Here is a 26,531-nt window from a genome sequence, read left to right as displayed (position 1 = left end):
GCGCGAATACGTCCGGAGCCGTGGTGCTCCCGCTCGTGCGGAAAACCGCATTCCCTCCCTGGACATGCGTCGCCGGCCGGGTCTAGCATCTGGCCCTAAATATCTGGCATGCCAGATACGCATACCCCTCTCCCCATCCCTCGCCCCCTACGCCCGGAGACCCAGATGAAGAAAACCTGGCAGTTCGCCACTCTGGCCGCCGCGGCCTGTCTCGGCCTGTCCGCGTGCAGCGGTGGTACCGCAGGCGCCGGTGCGAGTTCGCAGGTGGGCGCCGAGAGCGGCCCGCAGGACGTGACCGCGCCGATCGTCAAGGCCGTCACCAAGGACGACAAGCTCGCCGGGCAGGTCGCCGGCCTGCAGGGCAAGCCGATCGTGGTCGGGGCCAACCTGCAGACCCCGCCGAACGGCTTCCTCGCCGCGGACGCCCGCACGCCGATCGGCTTCGAGATCGACCTGATCACCGCGATCAACAAGAAGCTGGGCCTGGAGACCCAGGTCCAGAACCTGCCGTTCGACACACTGATCACCAGCCTGCAGAGCAAGCGGGTCAGCATGACCATCTCGTCGATGAACGACAACGCGACCCGGCAGGAGAAGATCGACTTCGTCGACTACTTCAACTCCGGCATCACGCTGATGGTCAAGAAGGGCAACCCGTCGGGCATCAAGAGCCCCGAGGATCTGTGCGGCAAGAAGGCCAGCACCGCCCCTGGCTCCTCGCAGGAGGAGTGGATGGAGAAGGTCGGCCCGACGATGTGCCAGGCCAAGGGCAAGCCGCCGATCCAGATCGTCACCAGCAACCTGGACCAGCAGCGGCTCAACGACCTGAAGTCCGGGCGCAACGACACCGAGGTCAACGACCTCCCGTACGTGAGCTACGCGACCACGAACGCCGGCAAGGGCCAGGACTTCGAGGCCGTCCCCGGCAAGCCGATCCTCGCCACGCCGTACGGCATCGGCTTCCACAAGGAGACGCCCGAGCTGCGTGACGCGGTCCGCGACGCGTTGCAGGGACTGATCGACGACGGCACCTACGGCAAGATCCTCAAGGCCTGGAACGTTTCGAACGGGGCGATCGTGAAGACGGTCGTCAACGGCGGGAAGTAACCCCATGTCCACACAAACCACCGCCCGCCTCGGCGCCGCCGGCCCGGACATGCGCAAGCGCAGCCACCCGCTGCGCTGGGTGGCCGGAGTCCTGATCGTCGCCGTGGTCGCCGGGATCGTCTACGCCATGGCCCAGGCGAAGATCATCTGGCCGGACGTCGCGAACTACATCGTCTCGCCTAACATGCTCCAGGCGGTCTGGAAGACGGTGCTGCTCGCGGTGGTCTCCCAGGTCATCGCGGTCGTGCTGGGTGTGATCGTGGCCGTGTTGCGCATCTCGGCGAATCCGGTGGCGAGGAACGCGGCCTGGGTCTACATCTGGCTGTTCCGCGGCGTGCCGGTGCTGCTGCAGATCCTCATCTGGTACAACCTGTCGATGGTCGTGGACCGGATCACGATCCCCAGCCCGTTCGGCGGCGTGCTCTTCACCAGCACCACGAACGATCTGATGACGCCCTTCATGGCGGCGCTGCTCGGCCTGGCGCTGAACGAGTCGGCCTACATGGCGGAGATCATCCGCAGCGGCATCAAGAGCGTCGACCACGGCCAGATCGAGGCGGCCGGCGCGCTCGGCATGTCACCGGCCCGCACCATGTGCAAGGTCGTACTGCCCCAGGCGATGCGGGTCATCATCCCGCCGACCGGCAACGACTTCATCAACATGCTGAAGACCACGTCGCTCGCCTCGGTCATCACCTACGAGGAGCTGCTGCGGGCCGCGCAGAACATCTCCAGCCGAAACCTCCAGGTCATGGAGACGCTGTTCGCCGCGGGCTTCTGGTACATGGTCGTGGTCAGCGTCACCAGCGTCGGCCAGTATTACCTGGAGCGGGCGTACGACGTGTCGGCGCCGGGCGCGAGGTCGGCGCGCGCCTCGATCCTGCGCACGATCCTGCGGCCCCCGATGAAGAGGTCCAAGGCATGAGCAGCGAACCGATCATCAAGGCCGTCGGCGTGCGCAAGTCGTTCGGCCCGCTCGAAGTCCTGTCCGGCATCGACCTGGAGGTGAGCCGCGGCGAGGTGGTGTGCCTGCTGGGGGCCTCCGGCGCCGGCAAGAGCACATTCCTGCGCGCGATCAACCGGCTGGAGACCATCGACGACGGCCAGATCTGGGTGGAGGACCAGCTCATCGGGTACGAGCCGCGCGGCGGCCACTTCCGGGAGATGACCCCCAAGCAGGTCGCCAGGCAGCGCGTGCCGATCGGCATGGTGTTCCAGCGGTTCAACCTGTTCGCTCACCTGACCGTCATGCAGAACATCATCGAGGCGCCGCGCGGCGTGCTCGGCCGCCCGAAGGCCGAGGCGAGGCAGCGTGCCGCCGAGCTGCTCAACAGCGTCGGCCTGTCCGACAAGGCGGGCCACTACCCGGCGCAGCTGTCCGGCGGGCAGCAGCAGCGGGTGGCGATCGCCCGCGCGCTGGCCATGGACCCCAAGGTGATGCTGTTCGACGAGCCGACCTCGGCGCTGGACCCCGAACTGGTCGGCGAGGTGCTCAAGGTGATGACCGACCTCGCCAGGGGCGGCATGACCATGGTCGTCGTGACCCACGAGATGGGGTTCGCCCGCCAGGCGGCCGACAGGGTCGTGTTCATGCACCAGGGGACCATCGTCGAGTCGGCTCCGCCGGAGGAGTTCTTCGACCATCCCCGGCACGAGCGCACCAAGCAGTTCCTCCGCAGCATCCACTGACCGCCGTACGCGGTCCTCCAGGAAAGAGCCAAGCATGCGCGCTGCCCCCGCCGTCGCAGGCATGAAGCACAACGGCATCCGTACGATCATGGATCTGGCGATGTCCGGCAACCGCCCCGACCTGATCCGGCTGGAGATCGGCGAGCCCGGCTTCCCGACGCCCGCGCACGTGGTGCGCGCGGCCGACGAGGCCGCGGCGGCGGGGCGGACCAAGTACACGGCCAACGCCGGGATCCCCGAGCTGCGGGCGGCGCTCAGCGACAAGATCAAGCGGGTCAACGGGTTCGACGCCCGGCCCGAGGACATCGTGGTCACGGCCGGCGGGGTGCAGGCGCTGTTCGCCACGCTCACCGCGCTGGTCGAGCCGGGCGACGACGTCCTGATCCCGGACCCGGCCTGGCCCAACTACATCGCGTTCGGGAAGATCCTCGGTGCCTCGACCACGGCGTACTCGCTGGCGCCCGAGACCGGATTCATGCCCGACCTCGCCGAGCTGGAACGGCTCGTGACGCCGCGCACCAAGGTGCTCATGCTGAACTCGCCGTCCAACCCCGTGGGGTCGGTGTTCCCCGCTGAGGTCCTGGCCGAGCTGATCGCCTTCGCCGAGCGGAACGACCTGTGGATCGTCTCCGACGAGTGCTACGACCAGGTCGTGTTCGACGACACCTTCGCCTCCACGGCCGCCGTCGGCGGCGCGGACCGGACGATCTCGGTGTTCACGTTCTCCAAGACGTACGCGATGACCGGTTGGCGCATCGGCTACCTGGCGGCGCCGCCGTCGCTCGCGGAGGTCATCACGCGGCTGCAGGAGCCGATGGTCTCCTGCATCAGCACGCCGGGCCAGTACGCGGCACTGGCGGCGCTCACCGGGCCGCAGGACGAGCAGCGTGCGATGGTCGAGACCTATCGGTCCAACCGCGACCTCGCCGTCGCGGAGTTCGCCGCCCACGGCTTCGACGTCTACCAGCCGCAGGGAGCCTTCTACCTGTGGATGCGTACCGGCAACCGGGAGCTCGACGGCATGGAGATCGCCAAGCGGCTGATCACCGACCACGGCGTCGCGGTCGGCCCCGGGCCCGCCTTCGGTGAGCGTTCGGGGGAGTACATCCGTCTGTCGCTCGCGGCCTCCGCCGGCGACCTGCGCGAAGGCATCCGCCGCATCTGCGCCAGCGGCCTGCTCCAGCCCACCCGCACCTGAGACCGCGTCGGCGGCCGGGCGTCGTCCCTCAGACGCTTTCCCCCAGGCGCGGCAGCCGCGTCGGCCGGTGGGCACCACGGCGGCGGCGCTCGTGGCCATAGCCCGTTGCCGTGCCCGGAAGGCGCGGGATGAGGTCAGCAGGTGCCCTGAAGGGGCGACGTGCCGCACGTTGTGATGATCGCGGCCAACGTGCTGCGGAGATGTTCGCGGTCGTCGGGTGCGAGCTGCGAGGTGAGCTGACCCAGCTCCGAGCTCACCTCTGAATGGAAGGCGATCGCCGCCTGGCGGCCGGTGTCGGTCAGCGTCACCTGCACCGCGCGCCGGTCACCGGGTACGGATGATCGCTGCGCGAGGCCGCGGCGCTCGGCACGGTTCATGAGACCGGTGAGGGCGGCCTTCTCCACGCCGAAGTAACGGGCGAGCTCGGCCATGCCTCTGGGGCCGTCGAGCAGGACGCACAGGAGCTTGGCCTGGACGGGCGTCAGATCGTGGCGCTCGGAGATGCGTCCGTAGACGCCCTGCACCAGGCTGGTGAGCTGGACCAGCCCGGTGGCGACGTCAATGTCCGCGCCGTCGAAGCCGGTGTGCCGTCCATCGGGCGCGCATCCCTGCCCAACTGCCGCCGTCATGGCCGCGATCGCTTGCGCCGTCTCATCCACCCCACTACGGTACAGTACGCATATAGTTAATGAAGCATACAGTGTGCGGCATGAACTATTGTGGCGGTGTGCCGATCGTCGCGTGAGAAGGAAGGCCCGAGGTGTCTTTCAGCGAAGAAGAGATCGCCTATCTGCGGTCCCAGCGGCTGGGCCGGATCGCCACCGTCTCGGGCGACGGCCAGCCGGACGTGGTGCCGGTGGGGTTCGAGTTCGACGGGACGTACGTGTACGTGGGCGGGATCGACCCGGACAGGACCCGGAAGTTCCGCAACGTGCGGGACGGGAACACCAAGATCGCGATCGTCGTCGACGACCTGCCGTCGGCCGATCCGTGGACGCCGCGCTACCTGCGGATCTACGGCGACGCCGAACTCGTCGAACGGCAGGGCCGGTTCGGGCCCGCGTCCTACATGCGGATCACCCCCACGGTGTCGTGGAGCTTCAACCTGGAAGGGCTGCCGTTCAGCCACGACCGCGAGGTCCACGTCCAGCGCACCGTCCACCAGACCGAACCCGGCCAGGACACCTAGCCAGGCCATTCCCGCCGGGCCGGGTCGGCCCTGCCCGTGGCAGTGTCGCGAGCGGGCCGCGTGGCATGAGCGATCGCGTTCTCCGGTGCTCCGTGTGCGTCCGTCACCGGATCGCCGGGCGTCGTGCTGCTCGGCGAGCCGGTGGCTGCGGGATCATCACACGTCTGTGATGCGGATCCCCGCGTGCGCGCCATAGCGTCGGTTGATCGCGATCAGGTTGGCCGTCAGCGCCTCCACCTGGTGGGCGTTGCGCAACCGCCCGCCGTACACGCCGCGCATGCCCGGCACCGCGTCGGCCAGGGCGCGTACGAGGTCGGTGGCCTCGCGATCGTCGCCGAGCACGAGCACGTCGGTGTGCAGCTCGGGAGTCGACAGCTCGGCGAGCCGCACGGCCGACACGTGGTGGAAGGCGGCCGTCACCCGGGACCTCGGCAGCAGCTTCGCCGCCTGCTGCGCGGCACTGCCGTCCTCGACGGGGAGCGCGAACGGGCCCTGCTTGTCGAAGCCGAGCGGGTTCACGCAGTCGATGACGATCTTGCCGGCGAGCTCGTCCCGAAGAGAGGTCAGCAGCTCGCCGTGGCCCTCCCACGGCACCGCGACGAGCACGAGGTCCGCGGTGGCGGCCGTGCCCTGGTTGTCCATGCCGGTCACGCCGTCGCCCAGCTCGGCGGCGGCCGCCACGGCACGCTCAACGCTCCGCGAGCCGATGATCACCTTGATGCCGGCCTTCGCCCAGCGCAGCGCGAGACCCTTCCCCTGCGGGCCGGTGCCCCCGAGCACGCCCACCTTCAGGCCTGTCACGTCGGTCATCGTTTCCTCCTGTAGTGAACTGGTCATCTCGCTCATCCGCCGCAGCTCGCCGACCGTGCCCGCCGGGGTGCGCAGGTACTTCGCGCCGAACGTCAAGGTCGCGTTCAGGCCCGACAGGCCATGCTCATCGACGGACTCCACGCCGGTGTCGGCCGGCGCCGCCGGGATCCGCTCGTCCTCGCAGACCACGAGAACCCGCCGCAGCCCGCCGGCCTGGGCGGCCGCCGTCACGGTGTGCAGCGGCGGTGCCAGTACGAGACCGGCGCTGCCGTCCCCGGCTCGACGCGACGTCCGGCGAACGGTCGGCTCGCCGCCCCTTGTGATCGCGCGGTCATGTCGTCGTCGGTGAAAAAGCTCATGGATCTCCCCGGCAAGCGGCACTGTGCGAATATAGTTAATGACATGTACTGTATGCGTCGATAACGATGGTAGCCGCGAGGTGCCGTCCTCGGTACAGGGCCGGCCGTTGCCCGGCTGGCGGTCACCGTTCCTTCGAACACGAGCACACCCATGGAGGAAGTCACATGAGTTTCGATACGCGTTCCGGGACCCGCGGCGCTCGTCAGCCCTCGTCGGGGTGGGCGTTCCGCTGGTTCAACAAGATGATGGCCAAGCGGATCCGCCGTAAGGGCGGCGGAAAGTTCCAGGGCTTCAACGCCCTGGTCCTGACGACCGTCGGTGCCAAGAGCGGGCTGGAGCGGACGAATCCGGTCGGCTGGTTCCCCGGCAAGGACGGCAGCTGGCTGATCGTCGCGTCGGCGGCCGGGGCGGCCGGGAACCCGGCGTGGTACTACAACCTCGCCGCTCATCCCGACAAGGTCCAGATCGAGTTCGACGGCCGCAAGATGGCCGTGGTCGCCGAGCAGCTGCATGGGGTGGAGCGGGCGGACGCCTGGCAGCGGATCATCGCTGCCGCGCCCCGTTTCGGCCAGTACCAGGTGAAGACCGACCGGGAGCTGCCGATCATCCGCCTGGTGCCCCGATCCGGCCAAGACGCTGTGTGAATGGTCTGATCAGGCAGCCCGCGACGGAAGGCGCTGTCGTCCGGCTCGCGGCACGATGGTGCCCGGCCGTACGCCCCGGGTCGTACACCGCCGGGCCGTACCGCCCAGCCGTACGCCGCCGGACCGTACCGCCCAACTGTACGCCGCCAGGCCGTACCGCTCAGCCGTACGCCTCCGGGCTGCTCGGGCCGGAGCCGCCGTCCGCAACCGGACGCTCCAGCCCGGGCGTTTCACCGGCTGACCAACCTGCCTGGATGGCGCGCGTCGGTCAGCGCCCGTCGCGTTCGGTGAGCCGGTCGCAGGGAGGGTTCGGTTCGTCCGGGGCGCAGCTGATCAGGAGTTGAGTGTTGTGCGCAACGTGGTCGCGGATCAGCACGGCGTCGAGGGCGGCGGCGGCGGTGAGGGCGGCGGCGGCGGTGAGAACGGCGGCGGCGAGGGCGCGGTGTTCGGCGGGCAGGTCGCGGTCGGGTTTGTCGCCGACGGGCACCGACCATCGAAGGCACGGCTCGGCCTCGCAGCACCAGCGACTCGATCCTCGCGTGCGCCCGGGTGAGATCGGCACCGCCGTCGTTCCCGCGTCCGAGGACCTGGCCACGTTGATGAGCGGCGCGCACAAGGCAGGATGAGCGCGTCACTCCGGCAACGTGACGGCGGAAACTCTCAAACCGCTCTCTCGGCCTGCGTCGTCACGGGCCGTCCACCCGCGAATCGGTAGCTCTCCCGCACAAGGTCCCACACCACGGCGAGTTCTTCGCCGTCCTTCGGCCCGTAGACCATGACCCAGGTTTCGAAGCCCATCCCCAGCGCGACAACCGGATGGGACTCGGCCCACCCCGCTGCCCTGGCCTCCGCGGCGCGCTGCGGCGGCAGGGCGAGGTGGAGGCTGCCGCTGCCGTCGCCATGCAGGTGGGCGAACTCGGTGCCCACCATGAACGCCATGCGCGGACCCGTGGCGAGCGCGGGATCCAGGTGCAGCGCCCGCGATCTCGGGTCCGAAACGCCGCTTCGGCCGGCCCGTACCCCGGGCAGGCTGGTCATCAGTCGCCACAGTTCGTCCTGCAGCGGCTGGGGTGCGGGCTGGTCGAGCTGGATGTGCGGCGTGGCCGGCGTGGTACGGGGACGTGGCCCCAGACGTTGAGGTATCTTCACGGACCTCACGTTAGTATCGCAAAGATACTAGTTACCAAGTGGAAACCAGGTGGAAGTGAAACAGCTGACATCCGACCCATGCCCGTTCGGACCGGTTGTGGACCTGGTCTTCGCCCGATGGACGTCACACGTGCTCTGGGTTCTGGCGCAGCAGGGCCGGCTTCGGTTCACCGAGCTGCGTACGCACCTGCCCGGGATCACGCCCAAAGTGCTCACCGAACGGCTCCGCAGGCTGGAGCGTGACGGCTTCGTGGTGCGGAGTTACCACGCGGAGATGCCTCCACGGGTCGAATACGAGATCACCGACCTCGCGCGGACCCTCATCCCAGCGTTCCGCGTGCTCGCCGACTGGTCGGACAACCACCTCGGCGAGGTGCACGCCGCCCAGCGCCGCTTCGACAACCAGCAGTAGCCGCCCTCGCGCCCGATGGGTGGAGCGGGGATGGGGTTGGTGCTCGATCTCGGCGGAGATGGTGTCCAGCAGGGCGGCGGTGATCTCGCTGAGCGCGTCAGGCGTGGCCTGCCCGTAGTTTCGGCGCACCACGACCGGAGGGTCCGGAGTGCACCGGCGGCAGTTCCCGGTGTTTAACGATCGTCCGGCCGGAAAACGAGTCGAGAGCCCGTGTACCTTCCCATCCCCGGCCCGCGGGCTCGGAGAGCGATGAACTTCGAGCTGCGCTGCCCCATCAGCCCCGACCTGGGCTACATCCGCGACCTGGTGCGCATCCACGGCGAGCACCACGGACTGACCGGCGAGCAGTCGGACGACCTGGCGTTGGCGGTCAACGAGGCCGTCACCAACGTCCTCGACCACGGCGGCCGGGCCGGCCTGATCACCGCGCGCGGCCACGACCACGGCGTCGTCGTGGAGATCCTCGACACCGGCGGCCGGCTGACCCTGGAGCAGCTGGCCGCCGCCACGGTGGATCCGACCGGCTCGCGCGGGTTCGGCCTGTGGGTGATCCAGCGCCTGTGCGACGAGGTCACCCTGGAGCACACCGGCCTGGGCTCGCTGCTGAGCCTGCACTTCCGCGTCCGTCCCGCCGACGTGATCCCGCTCGGGCTCCGTGACGGGCTCCGTGACGGGCGCGGACGCGGCATCCAAGACGGCCGATCCGCCGTCCACACGGCCTGAAGCAATTTACCTTCTAAACAGGTAGGAAATATTGACTTATTGAAGATCGCGGCATAGCGTCGTGGGCATGAGCCGGGGATTCCTCCTGACCAGGCGCTCCCACGTGGATTTCGGCCACGTCACCAGCGCGCAGTGTCGTTGATCACAGACCTGTGCCGCGCCGAGTACCAGGGCCGCCGCCCGGCCCGTCCCGACACCTGAACCTCGGAGGACCTGTGTCCGTCTCCACGCAGCCGCGGGCGTACGCGAGCCCGGTCGACCACGTCCGGTACGGCCACTACGGTCCCGGCCGCCTGCACCTCTCGCCGGACTGGAACCGCCCGATCTACCCCTTCCAGGGGCGGATCACCGCCGACGGCTCCAGCGGGTTCCGCGCCGAGCCCGGCCGCTATCACCTGTACGTCGCCTGGGTCTGCCCCTACGCCCACCGCGCCGCGATCGTCCGCAAGCTCAAGGGGCTGGAGGACGTCGTCTCCCTGTCGTACGTCGACGACGAGCGCGACGGCCGGGGCTGGGCGTTCAGGGAGCGCCGGGGCCCCGACCCGATCAACGGCTTCACCCTGCTGGAGCAGGCCTACGAGGCGACCGAGAAGGGGTACGGCGGCCACATCTCGGTCCCCGTGCTGTGGGACCGGCGGACCGGCACGATCGTCAGCAACAACTTCCCCGACATCACGATCGACCTGGCCACCCGGTTCGAGCGGTGGGCCGGCAGCTCGGCCGACCTCTATCCGGACGCGCTGCGCCCGGAGATCAACAAGCTGAACGGGTGGATCTACCACGACGTCAACACCGGCGTCTCCCGCGTGGCCCGCGCCACCAAGGAGGACGACCGCGAGCAGGAGCGCCACCGGGTGGTCGCGGCGCTGGAACGGCTGGACGAGCGCCTGGCCGAGCGGCGTTTCCTGGCCGGGGACACGATCACCGAGGCGGACGTGCGGCTGTGGGTGACGCTGGCCAGGTTCGACGCCGAGTACAACCGGGGGCACCTCATCAGCGAGCGGGAGCTGAGCGACTTCGAGCACCTGTGGCCGTATGCCCGCGACCTCTACCGGCACCCGGCCTTCCGGGAGACGACCGAAGGGCTGCCCGCCACCTGGGACGCCCCGCACGGGCGGGGCTGACAACGCACCCGGAGCCGGCCCGTCCGGCGCCCCCGCTGGGTCGCGTGACCCCGCGCTGATCAGAAGAGAAAGAGCATGAGCACCCTACGCGAGTACCTGTCACACAAGCGCACCGCCCTGCTGGCCCGCCGGGAGGCGCCCGCCGCCGGACCGGTCCCGCTGCACGCCACCGTCACCGCGGAGGGCCGCAGCGGGATCCGGCGCATCAGGATCAGGGACTTCCAGATCATCAGCGACAGCGGCCCCGACTTCGCCGGCTACGACCTCGGCCCCACCTCGCCCGAGCTCCAGGCCGGCGTGCTCGGCAGCTGCGTCACCCACATCTTCCTCATCAAGGCGGCCGAGCTGGCGGTGCCGATCGACTCGCTCGACGTGGACGTACGCGCCGAATACGACCCCCGGGCCCAGCAGCCGGACGACAGCGGCGTCCCGGTCTACCCGCACAACTTCCGCTACGAGGTGCTGATCGACTCGCCCGCCACCGACGAGGAGCTGGCCAGGCTGCACGCCGAGGTGGAGCGGGTGTGCCCGATACTCAACCTGATCCGCAACCCGCAGCCGGTCAGCGGAACGGTGGTCCGGACCCGGGCGGGAGCGCCGCTGGTCTGACGATCGCCCTAATCCCCGGGCCGCCAGCCGAGCTCGGGGCCGAGCCCGGTGGCGAGGTCGGTGAGGATCTGCACGTAGTCCTCATGATCGAAGGTGAACGGCAGCGCGAACGCGACCTCGTCGATCTCCCGGAAGGCGGCATGGTCGTGGAGCCGCTCGGCGATCTCCGCGGAGCTGCCGACGAGGTCCGGCGCGAACATCAGCCGCGCCGGTCCCTGGGGGGTGGCGGTCCGGGGCAGGCGCTGGTCGGCGTACTCCTGGTACTTGGCCCGCTGCTGTGCCGAGGCCGTGTCGGTGGGGATGACGACCAGGCCCTGCGAGACGCGGGCGCGGTCGCCGGCGGGGTGGTGCGCGCGGAACTCCCGTACGTGGGAGAGCTGGATCTCGGCGAAGTCCTCGGACTTCTCCGCCTTCACGACGCTGCTGGTCAGGAAGTTCATGGCGTGCTCGCCGGCCCACCGCGCCGAGCTCAGGCTGCCGCCGCCGTACCACATGCGCTCGCCGAGGCCGGGGGAGTGGGGCTGGACCCGGTCGGAGAAGACCTCGAAACCCTCGGTCCCCTGGAAGCCGGTGGCCGGCTCGCCCCGTACGAAGTCCAGCAGCCGTCGCACGCGTTCGTAGCTGAAGTCCTCGAGGTCGCCGGTGCCGGGGTAGAGCGCGTCCTTGACCTGGTCGTAGTGGAAGGGCGGGCCGACGCTGACGCCCGGATTGAGGCGTCCCCCGGACAGGACGTCCACTGTGGCCAGGTCTTCGGCGAGGCGCAGCGGGTTCTCCCAGCCCAGGGGGATGACCGCGGTGCCCAGCTCGATGCGGCTGGTGCGCTGGGAGGCCGCCGCCAGGACGGTGAGCGGGGAGGAGATGCCGTACTGCAGATGGCGGTGGCGCACCCACGCGCTGTCGAAACCCAGCTGCTCGCCGAGTGCGATGATCTCGAGCGTCGACTCGTGGCCCCGGCGCGGGTCGGCCTCGTCGAACAGCCCGATCGTCAAGAAGCCCAGCTTACGCAGCGGCATGGACGTCCCTTCCTAATCCAGCATTCCATCCCAAGATAGCGGGGAATGGCCGGACACCGGTCCGCGCCTACTGGCAAACAACCATTTGCTCTCAGGTCTCCAGACCGGTGAGCACCCCGTCGGTGAGGACCTCGGCGATCTGCTCGGCGGTGAGCTCGCCGGTCGGGGAGAACCACTCCGTGGCAGAGTTGAGCATGCCGATGATGGCCAGCACCGTCACCCGCGCGCTCTTGACCGCCCTGAACTCGCCCGCCTCGATGCCCTCGTCGATGATCTGCGAGAAGAGGGCCTCGTACCGGCGGCGCAGCTTGACGACGCGGCGCCTGCCGGTGGAGGAGAGGTAGGTCCATTGGTGGAAGGCGACGCGGGTCTGCTGCAGGGAGTCGGCGAGCACGGCCAGGTGCGCGTTGATCGCGCCGCGCAGGCGCTCCGGCGCGGTCTGGTCCGACTCCACCACCGGCTCGATCGCGTCCAGGTAACGCTGGATGCCGTTCTCCACGATGCGCTGGAGCAGGTCCTCTTTCTTGCTGATGTGGACGTAGAGGCTGCCCGGCAGGAGCCCGACGGCGTCGCTGATGTCCCGCATGCCCACCACCGGGTAGGTCTTCTCGCCGAAGAGCTTGATCGCCGCCTCTTCGATGAGCTCCGGCGACACAGGCCCGCTTCTCTTGGCCTGTCTTTCCTTCCGCGTCGTCAACCGTCCTCCCATGTTCGGTTAACAACTGATTGTACGGCTCCCACGTGTCAGCGGTTGAACCGCGCCCGCCTGCGTTCGAGGAAGGCGTCGACGCCCTCGGCCAGATCGGGGCCGTCGTGCAGGGCGGAGACCGCCCAGTAGCTGTTGCTCATCGAGGTGGCGAGGTCGACCTGCCAGGTCGAGCGCAGGGCGTGCTTGGTGGCCTCCAGCGCCCGCCACGGTTTGGCCGCGATGCGGGCTCCCAGCTCCACGGCGGCGGGGATCAGCTCCTCCGGCTCGACGACCCGGTTGACCAGGCCGATCTCCAGAGCTCGCCGCGCGTCGATGAGCTCGCCGGTCAGGGCCAGCTCGGCGGCCAGGCCGGAGCCGACGAGCCGGGGGAGGAACCACGACCCGCCGTTTCCCGGAGGCAGGCCCAGGTTGATGTACGTCTCGCCGAGCTTGGCCGCCGTGGAGCAGATCCGGATGTCGCAGGCGAGCGCGAAGTCCAGGCCGCCCGCGGTGGCGCCCCCGTTGATGGCGGCGATGGCCGGCAGCCTGGACGCGACGAGGCGCTGGGTCATCGGGAACAGCACGCGCGCGTTATAGGGCTCCCGGGTGACCGGGAAGACCTCGTCCAGGTACGCGCGCATGGCCTTGAGGTCGGCCCCGGCGGAGAACTGCCGCCCCGCTCCGGTGATCACCAGGCAGCGGACCGCCGTGTCGCCTTCGAGGTCGGTGAGGGCGGTGAGCAGGTCCGCGGCCATCTCCGGGACGACCCCGTTGCCCCGGTCCGGCCGGTTCAGGGTCAGCAGGGCGACCCCGTCGGCCGCCCGCTCGTAATAGAGCGTCTCCAGCTCGGTGGCCGCCAACTCATCCCGCCTTCACGAGGATGCTGGCGACGCACGCCGCGTACGCGCCCGCGAGCCAGCCGCCCGCGTTGACGGCCATGCCGACCCGGGCGCCCGTGACCTGCCTGCGCCCGGCCCGGCCGGTGAGCTGGTCGTAGATCTCCACCAGCTGCGCGCAGCCGGTGGCGCCGATCGGGTGGCCCCGGCTCATCAGCCCGCCGCTCACGTTGACGGGCAGCCGGCCGCCGAGCGCGGTGGCGCCGGACCGTACGAGCAGGTGCCCCTCGCCCGGGGCGCACAGCCCGATCTCGGCGTACTGGAGGATCTCGGCGGGCGCCGCCGCGTCGTGCAGTTCGAGCACGTCGAGGTCGTCGATCCCCAGGCCCGCGTCCTCGAACGCGGCGGCCGCGGCCGTCGCGACCGGCTGGGAGCCCTGGCCGCGCCCGGCGGCCAGGCGCGTCGCCCGGATCTCGCACCCGCCGATGCCGGAGCGGCGGGCGTAGTCCTCCGAGCACAGCACCAGCGCGGCGGCGCCATCGGTGGTGGGCGAGCACATGGGCAGGGTCAGCGGGTCGACGACCATCCGGCCGTGCAGGACCTCCTCGATCGTCTGCGGCGTCCGGTACTGGGCGAGCGGGTTGAGGGCGGCGTGCCCGCGGTTCTTCACCGCGACGGCCGCGAAGTCCTCGATGACGGCGTCGTACTCGGCGAGATAGCGCCTGGCCTCCTCCGCGTAGACGTTCACGAACACCGAGTTCGAGGCCGGTTTGTCCGGTTCGGGGCGGGAGGACGCGTCGACGTCGGTGGCTCCCCGCAACGCATCGAACGTCCGGGACTTGTCCTCGTGCGACAGCTTCTCGACCCCGATGACGATCGCGAGGTCGCACCGGCCCGCCAGCACCGCCTCGAACGCCAGGGCCGCGGCCGAGCTGCTGGAGGCGCAGGCGTTCTCCACGTTCACCAGCGGCACGCCGGCCAGACCCGTGGACTGCAACGCGACCTGGCCGCGGATCATCTCCTGCCCGGACACCAGCCCGGCCGCGGCGTTGGCCAGGAACACCCGTTGCACCTCGGACGCGGTCACACCGGCGTCCTTGAGCGCCAGCTCCGTGACGGCCTCGACCATCATCCGCTCGCTGCGCCGTACGTCCCGCCCGAAGGGGATCATGCCGACGCCGGCGATCAGCACTTTGCTCACCGGTGCACCGCCGCGAACCACGGCACCGGCCGCCGGGCGATCTCGTCCTGGGACGCCGGCCGGAAGCGCACCCGCGCGTCGCAGCCGTAGGCGCCCCATCCGCCGTCCTCGTCCGGCCACAGCCGGCCCAGCACCTGCACGCCCTCGGCGAGCTTGACGACCCCGAGCGCGTACGGGGTCTCCGACTCGAAGCCGGCCGGCGCCCCGAACCGGGTCACCGCGAAGCTGTGCAGCACTCCCGTGCCGGACGCCCGCACCCATCCGAGATCGGCCTCATAGCAGAAGGGGCAGCGATGGCGTGGGTACATGTTGTCGCGACCGCAGCCGTTGCAGTGCTGAATGACCAGCTCACCGCGGCCGAGCGCGTCATAGTAGGGACGGGTGAGCGGCTCCATGCCCGGATCGCTCATCGTGTCACCCCTTTCAGCAGGAGCACCTGGCTGTCCATGTAGGTCCCGCCCGAGCCGCCGCAGACCGCCCGCTCCGCGCCGGCCACCTGCCGCTCCGGCCCCGCCCTGCCCAGTAGCTGGCGAACGGCCTCGGCCAGCAACGCCGTGCCGCCGCCGACACCGGTGTGGCCCGCGGAGAGCAGGCCGCCGTTGGTGTTGACGGGCAGCCGGCCGCCGGGGGAGTGGTCGCCCGCGGCGAACGTCCTGGCCGCCTCGCCGGGCTTGGCCAGCCCGAGGCCCTCCATCGCGATGGTGAGCACGGCGGGATAGGAGTCGTACACCTCGGCGAGGTCGGCGTCGTCCGGCCCCCAGCCCGCCTGCTCGTACGCCTCCGCCGCGGCCTTCGGCCAGCCGAGCACGGCGAGGTCGCGCTCCTGGCCGATGCTGTAGTGGGACACGCAGCCGCCGGATCCGGCGATGCGCACCCACCGGTCGTGCGAGCGCCGCGCCAGGGCGGCGCTCGTCAGCACGAAGCCGACCGCGCCGTCGGCCAGCATCGGGCACTCCAGCGCGTGCAGCGGATCGGAGACCATCTTGGACGCGAGGACCTGCTCGACCGTCAGCGGCCTGTCCCTGTACATCGCGTTCGGGTTGAGCCTGGCCCACTTGCGCAGCGCGACGCACACCGACGCCATCTGGGCGGCGGTGGAGCCGCTCGCGGCCAGGTAGCGGTTGGTGATGAGCGCGCCGACCGCGTTGAACGACAGCCCGGACGGCTTCTCCCACTCGCGGGGGATGCCGTTCGCGGTGAGCATGTCGATCATCTCGTTGACCGGCGCCGAGCCCCATTTCTCCGCCTGGAGGACCAGGATGTTGCGGGCGTGCCCGCTCGCGATCAGCCCGGCGGCGGTGCGCATCGTGTTGTCGCTCGTCGACCCGCCCGAATGGATCATGTAGCTCGCCTTGGCGCGGCCGCTCAGCCCCAGCTCTTCGACCACGCGGGAGAACACCAGGTCGGCCTGGTCGGCCGGGGAGTGCAGGCAGGGGATGAGCAGGATGGTGTCGATGTCGGCCATCGACACGCCCGCGTCCCGCACCGCCGCCACGGCGACGTCGACCAGCGAGCCCATGAACGGCCGGTCCGGGTAGCGGCCCGACGGCAGCTCGCCGACGCCGATGAACGCGGCCTCGTCAGCGTCACTCACCAGGATCTCCCTTTTCTGGGGGGCAGGGCTCTCCCAGGCCGGCCTCTCGCAGGCCGGGCTCTCCGGGGCCGGGCTCTCCGCGCCGCGCGAGCAGCACCATGCGGAAGCGCATGACCTCCTCGTCCTTCTGGTTCAGGACCGTGTAGTCGAGCCGGAGCACGCCGTACTTGGGCTTGCCGCCCTCGGCCGCGGCGACCTCGACCCGCACGCGGATGGTGTCGCCGGGGAACACCGGCGCCAGCGCTCGCATGTTCTGGCATTCGAGGAACGCCACGATCGCGTCTCCGAGGAACCCCGACAGGGCGACCTGGCCCACGGCCAGGCTGAAGGTGAGCGGGCCGTGGGCGATCCGGCCGCCGAAGCGGGTGCCGCGGCCGTACTCCTCGTCGACGTGGAGGGGGTAGTGATCCCCGGTGAGGCCGGCGAACGCGGAGATGTCCGAGATGTCGACCGTCCGGCCTGGGGAGAGGACGGTGTCGCCGACGGAGAAGTCCTCGAAGTGGCGCCGGAGCCGGTTGAAGGTGGCGGTCACAGGCTCAACGCCGCCAGTGCCTCGTGCGCCAGCCCGTACCCGAGCTGGTCGTGGATGAGCCGCTTGATCTCGCGGGTGAGCACCGCGCGCGCGTACCGGCGGGCCAGCTCGGGTTTCGCGGCGATGCCGGCGGCGAGTTCGCGGGCCCGGGCGAGCACCTGGCCGGCGGGGACGACCTCGTTCACCACGCCGTAGTCCAGGGCCTGCCGGGCGTTCAGCTCCTGGCCGGTCAGCAGGAAGTAGCGGCCGCGGGTCGAGCCCAGCACATGGGTCCAGGCGAGGTGGGCGCCGTCGCCGGGCACGATGCCGGACGGGAAGTGCGGGCCGTCCTTGAACCTGACCGTGTCCGCCGCGACGATGATGTCGGACAGGATCGCGATCTCGGGGTGGATCAGTGCGGGCCCGTTGATCGCGGCCACGACCGGCACCTCGATGTTCATCAGGTTCGTGAGCAGCCGCTGGCCCTCGAACATGATGTGCGCCCAGTCGGCGGCGGTGCCGAGGTTGAAGCTGGAGAAGTCGATCTCCGCGCAGAAGGCGTCGCCCGCGCCGGTCAGCAGCACGACCTTGTTCTCCGGGTCGCAGGCGATGTCGGTGAACGCGTACGCGAGCTCGTCGTGCGCCTGGCTGGTCCACACGAGACTGCCGCCGTCGGTGTGCACGGTTACCTGGAGAACGCCGTCCTCGCGTTCGAGACGGACGTTCTCATACCTCTTGGAGTACTCGTCGAGCGACGGATTGATCCTGGCCATTGGGGGCACCCTCCGCCAAAAACAAACAGTTGTTTCAGGACACGGTAACAGCAAGGACGGCGTTCGCCAACACCGCGGGGACGAACGGCGTGAACCGCCGGACGCGCAGCCGCCAGCCCTCCGGCGTGGGCGCGAACTCGTCGTCGTAGCGGCCGAAGGTCGCCAGCCGCAGGTCGGTGTCGCCCACGACCAGGGCGAGCGCGTACGCCTGCCCCACGGCGCCCGTCCCGGTCGCCACGATGAGGATGTTGCTGACGAGGTGCCGCATTCCGGGCGCACGCCCGGCCGTCGCCCGGACGAGCGCGGCGAGGCCGTCCCTGCCGGCGACGGGGGCGGCGCCCTCGCGCTCGAAGACGCCGTCCTCGGTGAACAGCGCCGCGAGCTCGTCGGCCCGGCCCTCGTCGAAGGCATGGGAGTACCGCGCGTAGAGGTCGGTGATCTCCTGCCGTTGTTCGCAGGTGAGCCGGGGCGTCGTCGATGTCATGTCCGCGCCTGTCTGGAAGCCGAGCGGAGGGCGAGCCGTCCGCGGAGGAAGTCGCGTGGCGCGTTGACGGCGAAGACCCCGGTCAGCAGGTCGCCCTCGGTGTAGTGGACGACGAACCTCCCGCTGTCGAAGTCGCCGGACACGACCGTCGCCGTCGCCGTCGGGGGAGCCTCGCCGGCGAACTGGAGCCGCAGGTCCGCCTGGTCGGACCAGAAGAACCCGTCCTCGCCTAGGTCGGGGGGCGGCACGCCGAGGAGCGCCGCGGCGACCTGGGCCGCGCCGTCGGACGCGGCGGTCCAGTGGCCCGCCGGGCGGCACCGTCCCGCCGCGTGCCGGCAGACGACGTCCCCCGCCCCGAAGACGTCCGCGGCCGAGGTGCGCCCGCTCCCGTCGCAGACCAGGCCGTGGTGGGTCTCGAGCCCGGCGCCGGCCAGCCAGGCGGTGTCGCGGACGACTCCGACGCCGACGACCACGACGTCCGCCTCGACGACCGTGCCGTCGTCGAGGAACAGGACCTGCGCGTCGGGCCGCTCCTCGCTCCTGCCGACCGTGGTGCCGCAGCGGAACTCCAGGCCGCGTTCGGCGTGCCGGCGTCGTAGCCAGTCCGCCGGCCCGGCGCCGATGATCGGCGCCATCGGCTGCGCGGCGGCCTCAACGACGGTGACGCGGCAGCCCCGCAGCCGGGCCGCGCAGGCCACCTCCAGGCCGATGAACCCGGCGCCGATCACGGCCACCCGCGCGCCGCCGGTGAGCGCGCCGGCCAGCCGCCGGGAGTCCGCGGCGGTCCGCAGGTAGTGCACCCTGCGGGATTCCGGCAGGCTCGGGAGCCGGCGCGGCCGGGCGCCGGTGGCGACGACCAGCCGGTCGTAGCCGATCTCGCCGCCGTCGGCGAGCGTCAGCGTCCGGGTACGCGGGTCCAGGCCGACGGCCGCGCGGCCGAGCACGAGCTCGATGTCCTGGCGGGCGTACTCGTCCGGGGCGGCCAGGCGGAGGTCATCGGCGCCGCGCGTGCCGAGCAGGTACTCCTTGGACAGCGGCGGCCGGTCGTAGGGTTCGGCGGACTCCTCGGACACGAGGGTGACGCGGCCGCGGTGGCCGAGGTCGCGCAGGGCCTGCGCGGTCCGGACCGCGGCGAGGCCACCCCCGGCGATGACGACGTGCGGGCCGCTCACGTGCGGATCGCTCACGTGTGGGCCGCTCACCTGCGAGCCGCTCACGTGTGGGCCGCTCACGTGTGGGCCGCCGGGGTGACCGCCACCGGGGCGCGGAGTTCGAGCACCGCGCGCTCGGCGAGCTGGAACTTCTGGACCCGCCCGGTGACCGTGGTCGGCAGTTCCTCCGCCTCGGCGAACAGGACCGAGGCCGGCACCTTGAAGCGCGCGAGCCGCTGCTTGCAGAAGGCGATGAGCTCCTCAGGGTCGGGTGGTTCCGCGGTCGCCGCGACGATCCACGCGCAGCCCACCTCGCCCATGCGCTCGTGCGGGATGCCCACCACGTGCGCGGCGAGCACGGCGGGGTGCTCGGCGAGCACCGCCTCGACCTCGCCCGGGATGACGAGCTCGCCGCCGCACCGGTAGGACTCCTTGCGGCGCCCGGTGAGCACCAGGTAGCCCCGCTCGTCGAACCGGCCGAGGTCGCCGGTGCGCAACCAGCCGTCGGCGGTGAACGCTGCGGCAGTCTCCTCCGGCATGTCGTAGTAGCCCTCGGTCACCAGCGGCCCCCGCACCACCAGCTCACCGATCTCGCCGAGGGGCAGCTCGGCACCGGTGTCCGGGTCGATGACGCGGTAGACGCCGAGCGCGCCGCCGAGGTCCGGCTCGCCGGCCACGCCGGCCGGCTTGACGCACCCGTTGGTCCCCAGCAGCCGGTCGAGCGGGTCGCCGGGCCGCGTGCACAGGGTGGACGCGGTCGTCTCGGTCTGCCCGTACGCGGTGAACAGCTCGTCGACGCCCAGCACGTCCAGCATCTCCTGCCACATGGCCGGGTGGTGGGCCGCGCCCGAGGAGAACATCGTGGTGAGCGAGCTCAGGTCGTAGCCGCCGGAGCGCGCCCTGTCCAGCACGACCGAGGTCATCGCGGGCACGCAGATCAGCTCGTCGATCCGGTGCGCCGACACGTCCCCGAGCATCCGGTCGGCGTCGAACACCGTATGGGGGCAGATCGCGCCCCCGACGAACAGCGCGGCGAGGGTGGCCTCGACGTAGCCGAAGACGTGGTAGATCGGCAGGGCGAACAGGATGCGCCGCCCGTCCTGGAAGGCACGGGTGTACGCGCTGGCGTACGCGGTCCGCAGGACGGCGTCGTGCCGCAGCAGCACCCCCTTGGCCTTCCCGGTCGTGCCGGAGGTGTAGAGCAGGTCGGAGTCGGCGTACGGGTCGGCGGCCGAGGTGCGCCGCAGCACCGCCTCGTCCGGCACGGACGCGCCCAGGGCGACGAGGTCCGCCAGGGAACTCCCGCGAGCGGGCGGGCCCTCCGTGCCCATGACGAAGACCGCCCGCAGCCGGGGCAGGTCCGCGCCGCCGCCGGCGAGCTCCCAGCCGGGCGCGATCCGGTCGAGCGCGTCGAGGTAGTCGAGGTCCCGGAACCGGTCCATCGTGATCAGCACGGTGGAGTCCGACTGGCTCAGCACGTAACGCAGCTCCTCGTGGCGCAGCAGGAAGTTGATCGACACCGACACCGCCCCGACGCGGGCCACCGCGTACTTGAGCGCGACGGCCTCCGGGAAGTTCGCCAGGTCGACGGCCACGTGGTCGCCGGGCTCCACGCCGGCCGCGATCAGCCCGGCGGCCAGCCGGATCGTCCGGTCCCGCAGCTCGGCGTACGTGTAGCCGCGCTCGCCGAGGATCGCGGGCCGGTCGGGGAACGCGGCCGCGGTCACGTCGAGCTGCTGGGCGGTCGTGCGCGGCACCCACACCGGATGCCGGGCCTCGAGCGCCTCTCGTCGTGCGGCGGGGGAAACGCTGCTCATCCCTGTCGCGCCGTCCTTTCCATCACCGTCGGTGCAACGAGTCGGCCGATCTCGGCCGCGGAGAGGCCGGCTTCGGCGAGGACCTCTTCGGTGTGCGCGCCCAGCGCCGGGGGCTGGCGCATCGCGCACCGGGCGTGCTCGTCGATGGGCAGCCGGATCTGCTTCAGCCCTGGTATCCGCCCGTCGAGGGCATCCCGGACGATGCCCCGCTCGGCGGTCACGGGGTGGGCCAGCGCGGCGGCGAGGTCGTTGACCGGCCCCGCCGGCACGCCCGCCGCCGTGATGAGCTCCAGCCAGTGCTCAGAACCCGCCGTGCGGAGCCGCCTTTCCACGATCTCGCCCAGCGCGGACCGGTTCGCGACGCGGTCCGCCACCGTGCGGAACCGGTCGTCGCTCACGAGGTGGCCGAGTTCGAGCGCGGCGCACAGCCGCGCGAACAACCGGTCGGTCGCGGCCGCGACCATGATCGACCCGTCGGCCGTGCGGAACGCCTCGTACGGCGCGGTGCTCGGCGCGGCGGAGCCCAGCCGGCCGGGGAACGCGCCGGTGGCCAGGTAACCCATGATCTGGTGGGACAGCAGGAAGAACCCGCTGTCCACCAGGCTCGCGCGCAGGTGCGCGGCGTGACCGTCGGCGCGCCGGGCGAGCGCGGCCTGGATCGAGACGGTGGCCCACAGCCCGGTCGAGATGTCCACGATCGAGGGTGCCGCTCTGGCCGGGCCCCCGCCCTCCTCGCCGGTCATCGCCATGATGCCGGTGAACGCCTGGATGAGGGCGTCGTAGCCGGGCCGGTCGTGACCGAGCGGACGCTCGCCGAAGGCGCTCACCGAACAGTGCACCACGCTCGGGCTCACCTGACGGAAGTGCTCGAACCCGAGCCCCAGCCGGTCCGCCACGCCCGGGCGGAAGGACTCCACGACGACGTCGACGTCGCGGGCCACGCGCAGCACCGCCGCACGGCCCTCCGGCGTCCGGAGGTCGAGGGCGACGCTGCGCTTGTTCCTGTTCATGGCGAGGAAGACCGTGCTCTCGCCGTCCCACCGGGGCGGAAGGTCCCTGGTGGCCTCGCCGGTGTACGGGCGCTCGACCTTGACCACGTCGGCGCCGAGGTCGCCGAGGATCATGCACGCCAGCGGGCCCGCGATGTTCTCGCTGAGATCCAGGACACGAAGGTCGTGGTAGGTGCGTTCAAGGGTCACGGTGCGGCTCCGGGACAGTGAGGTGACCGCCAGTGCTCGTGCCTCACCATAGACGATCGCGCTGTGAAAACAAACACTTGTTATGCGCGGAGGTCCGGGGCTAGCGTGGAGGCCACGGCCCGCGCGCCGCGGGCATGACCGCGTGAGACGACAGGCGAAGGGGCCGAGGATGGACTTCCGGTTCACCGAAGAACAGCAGTTGTGGAGCGATACGCTGCACACCTTCATGGAGCGCGAGGTAGGCCGGGAGTACATCCGCAAGCACGACGAGTCCCGCGAGTTCCCGGACGAGGCGTACCGGAAGATCGCCGACCGCGGCTGGCTCGGCCTGCTGATCCCCGAGGAGTACGGCGGTCTGGACGCCGACCCGGTCATGTACGCGATCTTCTGCGAGGCCATCGCGAAGTACAGCCTCGACTTCGCCGCGGCGGTGATGACCTCGATGTTCACCGCGACCAACATCGCCAACCACGGCACCGGGGAGCAGCGGGAGGCGTACCTGCCGGGGTTCCTGCAGGGCCGCACGAAGTTCAGCATCTCCATCACCGAGCCGGGCGCCGGGTCGGATGCCGCGGGCCTGCAGACGAAGGCGGTCCTGGACGGCGCCGAGTGGGTGCTCAACGGCAACAAGGTCTTCTGCTCCGGGGCCCACCTCCCGGACACGGTCATCACCGTGCTGGCCAGGACCGGCCCGGACAAGCACAAGGGCCTGAGCCTCATCCTGGTGCCGAACACGGCGCCGGGCGTGGACATCCGGAAGCTGAACACGATCGTCCGCCGCAGCCTGGGCACCACCGAGATCTTCCTGACCGACGTCCGCGTGCCGAGGGAGAACATCATCGGCGAGCCGGGCACCGGGTGGGCCTACATCGGCGAGCACCTGGAGTACGAGCGGCTGAGCCTGGCGGCGTCCTACGTCGGCAACGCGCGTACCGCGCTGGACGACACCATCCGGTACACCAAGGACCGGACCCAGTTCGGCCGGCCGCTGTCCTCCTTCCAGGTGCTCAAGCATCGGATGGCGGAGAACGAGTGCGAGGTCGAGGCGGCGCGGCTGCTGGTCTACAACGCGGCGACGAAGATGGCCCGCGGCGAGCGCGCGCTCAAGGAGGTGTCGATGGCGAAGGTGTTCGCCGCCGACACCGCGTTCAAGACCTCGTTCAACGGCATGCAGGCCCTGGGGGGATACGCCCAGCTGCCCGAGTACGACATGGAGCGCTATTTCCGCGAGGCCAAGCACGCCATGGTCGGCGGCGGCGCCAACGAGATCCAGCGCGGCATCATCGCCAAGGAGATGGGCCTGTAGCCGGGGCGGGTGCCACCCGCCCCGGCTACTCGGCGAACGTGATGGAGTCGGTCGGGCAGTCGTAGGCTGCCCGCCGCAACCCGTCCAGCTCGCCCGGCCCGACGTCGTCGCGCCTGAGCACGACGAGCCCCTCCTCGTCGAGGTCGAAGACCGGCGCCAGGGCGAGCACGCAGTTGCCGTACCCCTGACAGGTCGAGCGGTCCACCTTGATCGTGGTCATCGTGGCGCTCCCTCTCCGAGGCGTTTCGCGATCTCCTCGTGGAAGGAGGTCAGCCGGCTCTCTGCCGTGTTGAACATGTTCCGGGTGAAGCCCAGCGAGCCGATCACGGTGGCGAAGTCGTCGATGACCACGGAGTCCTCCGCGAGCACTTCGAGGAACTGGTCCCAGTCCCGCTGGTTGTGGCGCTCCCACTTCTCCGCCGGCATGCCGTCCGGCGGCGGGCCGACCACCTCGTACGCGCACAGCAGCGTCTCGCCGACCGAGACCGGCCACGCGCTCCACATCTGCAGGTGGGTGGGGAAGCAACTGAAGATCGTGTTGGGGAACGCCAGGTAGTGGCACAGGTGCGAGGCGCGGTGGTCGCCGTTGTGGAGCGCCTTGTCGGTGAACCCGCGGATCGGCACGGTCATCCAGGTGTGCGGCGGCGCGATCCGGAGAACGGCGTCCCGCCACATGACGAGCCCGGCGAGCGTGTCCCTGTGCGTGAAGGGCACGTGCCAGGTCTCGTTGAACGCGTCGACGACGACCTTCCAGTTGGCCTTGAGCAGCACGGACGTGCGGAATTTGGTGGTGAATCCGGCCAGCCCGTATCCGGCGAGCTCGTCGCCGATCTCGCCCAGGTACTCGCTCAGTGGTGGCACGTCATCGGAGAAGCAGAGCCAGATCCACCCGCCCCACTCCTCGTTCCGGACCGCGGGCGCGCGCAGGCCGTCCAGTTCGGCCGCGTCGAAACTGCCGCGCAGCGGCACGCTGCCGACCACGCCGTCCAGCCCGTACACGAAGCCGTGCCACGGGCAGGTGAAGCGGGCGTTGCCGCAGTTGCCCGAGCCGTTCACCAGCCGGGCGCCACGGTGCTGGCACACGTTGTGCCAGGAGCTGACCGTGCCGTCGGGGAGCCTGGTGATCACGACCGACTGCCCGAGCTGGTCCCAGACGACGTAGTCGCGCGGGCTGGCCACGTCCGACGAGGGATGCACGGGGAACCACGCGTGGTGGAAGATCTCGGTGAGCTCGCGCCGGTAGCGGTCGGGGTCGGTGTAGACGGACTTGCCGAGCAGGCTCGGCGGCAAGGGATACTGCTTCTCGGCTGGAGTCAGCTCGGTGCCCGATCTCGTCTGAGTCATAGGTGCCCACTCCTCCGTAACAAACAAGCATTTGTTTTAAGCTAGCTCTGGCCGTCCGGAGTGTCAATGAGCTCGTCGCGCAGCCGTCGCTTGAGCACCTTGCCGTAGGCGTTGCGGGGCAGCTCGTCCACCCACACGACCCGTTTGGGAACGCGGTAGCCGGCGAGCCTCCCGCGGCAGTCCGCGATGATCTCCTTCTCGTCGCGCGGAGTGCCGTCGGCGACGAGCACGGCGGTCACCGCCTCGCCCCAGACGCGGTGCGGCAGCCCGACGACGGCCGCCTCGCGCACGCCGGGCAGCGCGAGCAGGACCTCCTCGACCTCCCGCGCGTAGACGTTGGAGCCGCCGGTGACGATCATGTCCTTCTTGCGGTCCACCAGGAAGAGGTAGCCCTCTTCGTCCAGGTAGCCGACATCGCCGGTGTGCAGCCAGCCGTCCCGCAGCGCCGCGGCCGTGGCCTCGGGCCGGTTCCAGTAGCCCGCCATCGTCTGCGGGGCCCGGGCCAGGATCTCCCCGGGCTCGCCGGCGGGCAGCGGCGTGCCGTCGTCCGCGGCGACGCGGAGCTCGACGCCGGGCAGGACTCTGCCCGCCGAGCGCACCAGAGGCAGGCCGGGGTCGGTGAGCGCGCGGCGGTGGTCCTCCTGGTCGAGCACTGTGACGAACATGGGCGACTCCATCTGCGCGAACGACTGGACGACGCGCCCGCCGAACGCCGCGGTCGCCTCGCGCAACGTCAACGGGTCGATGGGGGAGCCCGCGTAGTACAGGCGGCGGAAGGCCGGCGGGGCCGTGAAACCGGCGGGCACGGCGTCCAGCAGCATCCTGATCATCGACGGGACGACGAACATCCCGGTGACGCCGTGCCCGCCGAGCAGCGCGGCGGTGCGGGCCGCGTCGAAGGAGCGGCACAGCAGGTTGTGGCCGCCGGTCGTCAGCGTCGGCAGGAAGAGGAAGCCCGCGCCGTGCGTCAGCGGCGCGACGTGCAGCGTCACCTCCCCGTCGGTGAACCCGAGCACCTCGATGGCCGTGTCGGCGACGCTGCGCCACGAGGCGTGCGTGAGCATGACCGCCTTCGGCGAGCCGGTCGTCCCCGACGTGTACATGAGGCTGGCGACCTCGCTCTCCTCGCCCGGCTCGGGCCCGGGAAGGGGGGCCGCGCCCGCCGCGAGATCGTTCGGCGAGGCGTCGGCGAGCAGGACCGTGAGGCCGTGGACCTCCCCGTCCCGGGGGAGCCGCGCGCCGAACTCGGACGTGGTGACGAGCACCCGCGACCCGGAGTCGGTCAGCATGTGCAGGTAGTCCTCCCGGGTGAGCCGGACGTTGAGCGGGACGACGATCAGTCCGGCCGCCAGCGCACCCAGGAAGACGTCGACGTACGCCTGGCTGTTGTGCAGGAGGATGGCCACGCGGTCGCCGCGCCGCAGGCCGAGCGCGCGCAGCGCGCCCCCGGTGGCCGCTGCCCTGGCCGCCACGGCCTCGTAGCTGAAGGTCTCGCCGGCGTGCGCCGCGTCGAGGTCGGTCACGCAGGCCCGGTCCGCGAAGAGCTCGGCTCCGGCCCAGAGGATCTGCGCCGCGGTGGTCGCGCTCGCATGCTTCATTG

Annotated in this window: 30 protein-coding genes; 11 read left to right on the top strand and 19 right to left on the bottom strand. The window is 70.7% G+C overall.

Annotated elements, in window-relative coordinates; genetic code table 11:
• Window positions 1-165 precede the first annotated feature (165 nt).
• Genes ABZS69_RS53295 through ABZS69_RS53280 form a run of 4 tightly spaced genes read left to right on the top strand, consistent with a single transcriptional unit; the run spans window position 166 to window position 3,994 of the window.
• Complete coding sequence (locus ABZS69_RS53295; protein ID WP_355388648.1) at window positions 166-1,107, top strand: ABC transporter substrate-binding protein; 942 nt, start codon at window positions 166-168, stop codon at window positions 1,105-1,107.
• 4 nt (window positions 1,108-1,111) lie between these two features.
• On the top strand, window positions 1,112-2,032 hold the full coding sequence (locus ABZS69_RS53290; RefSeq protein WP_355388646.1) for an amino acid ABC transporter permease: 921 nt from the start codon (window positions 1,112-1,114) through the stop codon (window positions 2,030-2,032).
• Complete coding sequence (locus ABZS69_RS53285; protein WP_355388644.1) at window positions 2,029-2,796, top strand: amino acid ABC transporter ATP-binding protein; 768 nt, start codon at window positions 2,029-2,031, stop codon at window positions 2,794-2,796. Before ABZS69_RS53290 ends, ABZS69_RS53285 begins: the two co-directional genes overlap by 4 nt.
• Before the next feature lie 34 nt (window positions 2,797-2,830).
• On the top strand, window positions 2,831-3,994 hold the full coding sequence (locus ABZS69_RS53280) for an aminotransferase class I/II-fold pyridoxal phosphate-dependent enzyme (protein WP_355388642.1): 1,164 nt from the start codon (window positions 2,831-2,833) through the stop codon (window positions 3,992-3,994).
• A 134-nt stretch (window positions 3,995-4,128) separates the two neighbouring features.
• Here the strand turns inward: ABZS69_RS53280 and ABZS69_RS53275 are convergent, their stop codons facing one another.
• Window positions 4,129-4,653: a MarR family transcriptional regulator gene (locus ABZS69_RS53275; protein WP_355388640.1), complete on the bottom strand. Its 525-nt coding sequence runs from the start codon at window positions 4,651-4,653 to the stop codon at window positions 4,129-4,131.
• 101 nt (window positions 4,654-4,754) lie between these two features.
• On the opposite strand from ABZS69_RS53275, the gene ABZS69_RS53270 reads away from it, so the two are divergent.
• Complete coding sequence (locus tag ABZS69_RS53270; protein ID WP_355388638.1) at window positions 4,755-5,183, top strand: PPOX class F420-dependent oxidoreductase; 429 nt, start codon at window positions 4,755-4,757, stop codon at window positions 5,181-5,183.
• A 156-nt stretch (window positions 5,184-5,339) separates the two neighbouring features.
• On the opposite strand, the gene npdG is transcribed toward ABZS69_RS53270, so the two are convergent.
• The gene (npdG, locus tag ABZS69_RS53265) at window positions 5,340-5,993 is read right to left on the bottom strand and encodes an NADPH-dependent F420 reductase (protein ID WP_355388697.1); all 654 of its coding nucleotides are present in this window, start codon (window positions 5,991-5,993) and stop codon (window positions 5,340-5,342) included.
• Between the two features lie 524 nt (window positions 5,994-6,517).
• On the opposite strand from npdG, the gene ABZS69_RS53260 reads away from it, so the two are divergent.
• A complete protein-coding gene (locus ABZS69_RS53260) occupies window positions 6,518-6,997 on the top strand; it encodes a nitroreductase/quinone reductase family protein (RefSeq protein WP_355388636.1) in 480 nt (159 codons plus the stop codon).
• 268 nt (window positions 6,998-7,265) lie between these two features.
• Here the strand turns inward: ABZS69_RS53260 and ABZS69_RS53255 are convergent, their stop codons facing one another.
• Both ABZS69_RS53255 and ABZS69_RS53250 read right to left on the bottom strand, forming a co-directional pair.
• Entirely contained in the window at window positions 7,266-7,484 is a 219-nt protein-coding gene (locus ABZS69_RS53255) for a hypothetical protein (RefSeq protein WP_355388634.1), read from the bottom strand.
• 173 nt (window positions 7,485-7,657) lie between these two features.
• A complete protein-coding gene (locus ABZS69_RS53250) occupies window positions 7,658-8,146 on the bottom strand; it encodes a luciferase family protein (RefSeq protein ID WP_355388632.1) in 489 nt (162 codons plus the stop codon).
• Window positions 8,147-8,195: 49 nt separating this feature from the next.
• Between ABZS69_RS53250 and ABZS69_RS53245 the strand changes: the two genes are divergently transcribed.
• From ABZS69_RS53245 to ABZS69_RS53230, 4 genes are all read left to right on the top strand, one after another.
• Entirely contained in the window at window positions 8,196-8,558 is a 363-nt protein-coding gene (locus ABZS69_RS53245) for a helix-turn-helix domain-containing protein (protein WP_355388630.1), read from the top strand.
• Window positions 8,559-8,807: 249 nt separating this feature from the next.
• Window positions 8,808-9,281 carry an ATP-binding protein gene (locus ABZS69_RS53240; protein ID WP_355388628.1) on the top strand — a complete coding sequence of 158 codons (474 nt, stop codon included), beginning with the start codon at window positions 8,808-8,810 and terminating at the stop codon, window positions 9,279-9,281.
• 215 nt (window positions 9,282-9,496) lie between these two features.
• Entirely contained in the window at window positions 9,497-10,405 is a 909-nt protein-coding gene (locus ABZS69_RS53235) for a glutathione S-transferase C-terminal domain-containing protein (protein ID WP_355388626.1), read from the top strand.
• 75 nt (window positions 10,406-10,480) lie between these two features.
• The gene (locus tag ABZS69_RS53230) at window positions 10,481-11,014 is read left to right on the top strand and encodes an OsmC family protein (RefSeq protein WP_355388624.1); all 534 of its coding nucleotides are present in this window, start codon (window positions 10,481-10,483) and stop codon (window positions 11,012-11,014) included.
• Window positions 11,015-11,022: 8 nt separating this feature from the next.
• Here ABZS69_RS53230 and ABZS69_RS53225 read toward each other — a convergent pair whose 3' ends face one another.
• The 12 genes from ABZS69_RS53225 to ABZS69_RS53170 form a co-directional block, all read right to left on the bottom strand.
• A complete protein-coding gene (locus ABZS69_RS53225; protein WP_355388622.1) occupies window positions 11,023-12,027 on the bottom strand; it encodes an LLM class flavin-dependent oxidoreductase in 1,005 nt (334 codons plus the stop codon).
• A gap of 91 nt (window positions 12,028-12,118) precedes the next feature.
• Window positions 12,119-12,682 (bottom strand): TetR/AcrR family transcriptional regulator, encoded by a 564-nt coding sequence (locus ABZS69_RS53220; RefSeq protein WP_355388620.1) that lies wholly within the window; start codon window positions 12,680-12,682, stop codon window positions 12,119-12,121.
• Between the two features lie 89 nt (window positions 12,683-12,771).
• The gene (locus tag ABZS69_RS53215) at window positions 12,772-13,575 is read right to left on the bottom strand and encodes an enoyl-CoA hydratase-related protein (RefSeq protein ID WP_355388618.1); all 804 of its coding nucleotides are present in this window, start codon (window positions 13,573-13,575) and stop codon (window positions 12,772-12,774) included.
• Window position 13,576: 1 nt separating this feature from the next.
• Complete coding sequence (locus ABZS69_RS53210; RefSeq protein WP_355388616.1) at window positions 13,577-14,752, bottom strand: thiolase family protein; 1,176 nt, start codon at window positions 14,750-14,752, stop codon at window positions 13,577-13,579.
• Window positions 14,749-15,162, bottom strand: coding sequence for an OB-fold domain-containing protein (locus ABZS69_RS53205; protein ID WP_355388614.1), 414 nt, complete (start codon window positions 15,160-15,162; stop codon window positions 14,749-14,751). Before ABZS69_RS53205 ends, ABZS69_RS53210 begins: the two co-directional genes overlap by 4 nt.
• Complete coding sequence (locus tag ABZS69_RS53200) at window positions 15,159-16,346, bottom strand: thiolase family protein (protein WP_355388612.1); 1,188 nt, start codon at window positions 16,344-16,346, stop codon at window positions 15,159-15,161. Before ABZS69_RS53200 ends, ABZS69_RS53205 begins: the two co-directional genes overlap by 4 nt.
• A complete protein-coding gene (locus tag ABZS69_RS53195; protein WP_355388610.1) occupies window positions 16,339-16,878 on the bottom strand; it encodes a MaoC/PaaZ C-terminal domain-containing protein in 540 nt (179 codons plus the stop codon). The genes ABZS69_RS53200 and ABZS69_RS53195 overlap by 8 nt, the downstream gene beginning before the upstream one ends.
• Entirely contained in the window at window positions 16,875-17,630 is a 756-nt protein-coding gene (locus tag ABZS69_RS53190) for an enoyl-CoA hydratase/isomerase family protein (RefSeq protein ID WP_355388608.1), read from the bottom strand. Before ABZS69_RS53190 ends, ABZS69_RS53195 begins: the two co-directional genes overlap by 4 nt.
• Window positions 17,631-17,664: 34 nt before the next feature.
• Window positions 17,665-18,114 (bottom strand): nuclear transport factor 2 family protein, encoded by a 450-nt coding sequence (locus ABZS69_RS53185; protein WP_355388606.1) that lies wholly within the window; start codon window positions 18,112-18,114, stop codon window positions 17,665-17,667.
• Entirely contained in the window at window positions 18,111-19,301 is a 1,191-nt protein-coding gene (locus ABZS69_RS53180) for an FAD-dependent oxidoreductase (protein ID WP_355388604.1), read from the bottom strand. The genes ABZS69_RS53185 and ABZS69_RS53180 overlap by 4 nt, the downstream gene beginning before the upstream one ends.
• A gap of 41 nt (window positions 19,302-19,342) precedes the next feature.
• A complete protein-coding gene (locus ABZS69_RS53175; protein WP_355388602.1) occupies window positions 19,343-21,082 on the bottom strand; it encodes an AMP-binding protein in 1,740 nt (579 codons plus the stop codon).
• Window positions 21,079-22,281, bottom strand: a complete 1,203-nt coding sequence (locus ABZS69_RS53170; protein WP_355388600.1) for a CoA transferase — start codon at window positions 22,279-22,281, stop codon at window positions 21,079-21,081. The genes ABZS69_RS53175 and ABZS69_RS53170 overlap by 4 nt, the downstream gene beginning before the upstream one ends.
• 169 nt (window positions 22,282-22,450) lie before the next feature.
• Between ABZS69_RS53170 and ABZS69_RS53165 the strand changes: the two genes are divergently transcribed.
• On the top strand, window positions 22,451-23,587 hold the full coding sequence (locus ABZS69_RS53165) for an acyl-CoA dehydrogenase family protein (protein ID WP_355388598.1): 1,137 nt from the start codon (window positions 22,451-22,453) through the stop codon (window positions 23,585-23,587).
• A 25-nt stretch (window positions 23,588-23,612) separates the two neighbouring features.
• On the opposite strand, the gene ABZS69_RS53160 is transcribed toward ABZS69_RS53165, so the two are convergent.
• The 3 genes from ABZS69_RS53160 to ABZS69_RS53150 are packed head-to-tail and all read right to left on the bottom strand — an operon-like array spanning window position 23,613 to window position 26,529.
• Window positions 23,613-23,807, bottom strand: coding sequence for a ferredoxin (locus ABZS69_RS53160; protein ID WP_355388596.1), 195 nt, complete (start codon window positions 23,805-23,807; stop codon window positions 23,613-23,615).
• Window positions 23,804-24,931 (bottom strand): aromatic ring-hydroxylating dioxygenase subunit alpha, encoded by a 1,128-nt coding sequence (locus ABZS69_RS53155; protein ID WP_355388594.1) that lies wholly within the window; start codon window positions 24,929-24,931, stop codon window positions 23,804-23,806. The genes ABZS69_RS53160 and ABZS69_RS53155 overlap by 4 nt, the downstream gene beginning before the upstream one ends.
• Window positions 24,932-24,972: 41 nt before the next feature.
• Complete coding sequence (locus tag ABZS69_RS53150) at window positions 24,973-26,529, bottom strand: AMP-binding protein (RefSeq protein ID WP_355388592.1); 1,557 nt, start codon at window positions 26,527-26,529, stop codon at window positions 24,973-24,975.
• Between the last annotated feature and the right edge of the window lie 2 nt (window positions 26,530-26,531).

It is taken from the genome of Nonomuraea sp. NPDC005650, assembly GCF_040605375.1.
In the GTDB taxonomy this organism is placed as follows: domain Bacteria; phylum Actinomycetota; class Actinomycetes; order Streptosporangiales; family Streptosporangiaceae; genus Nonomuraea.
The sequence above is the reverse complement of the archived record's forward strand: the minus strand, read 5'-3'. Positions and strand labels throughout refer to the sequence as shown.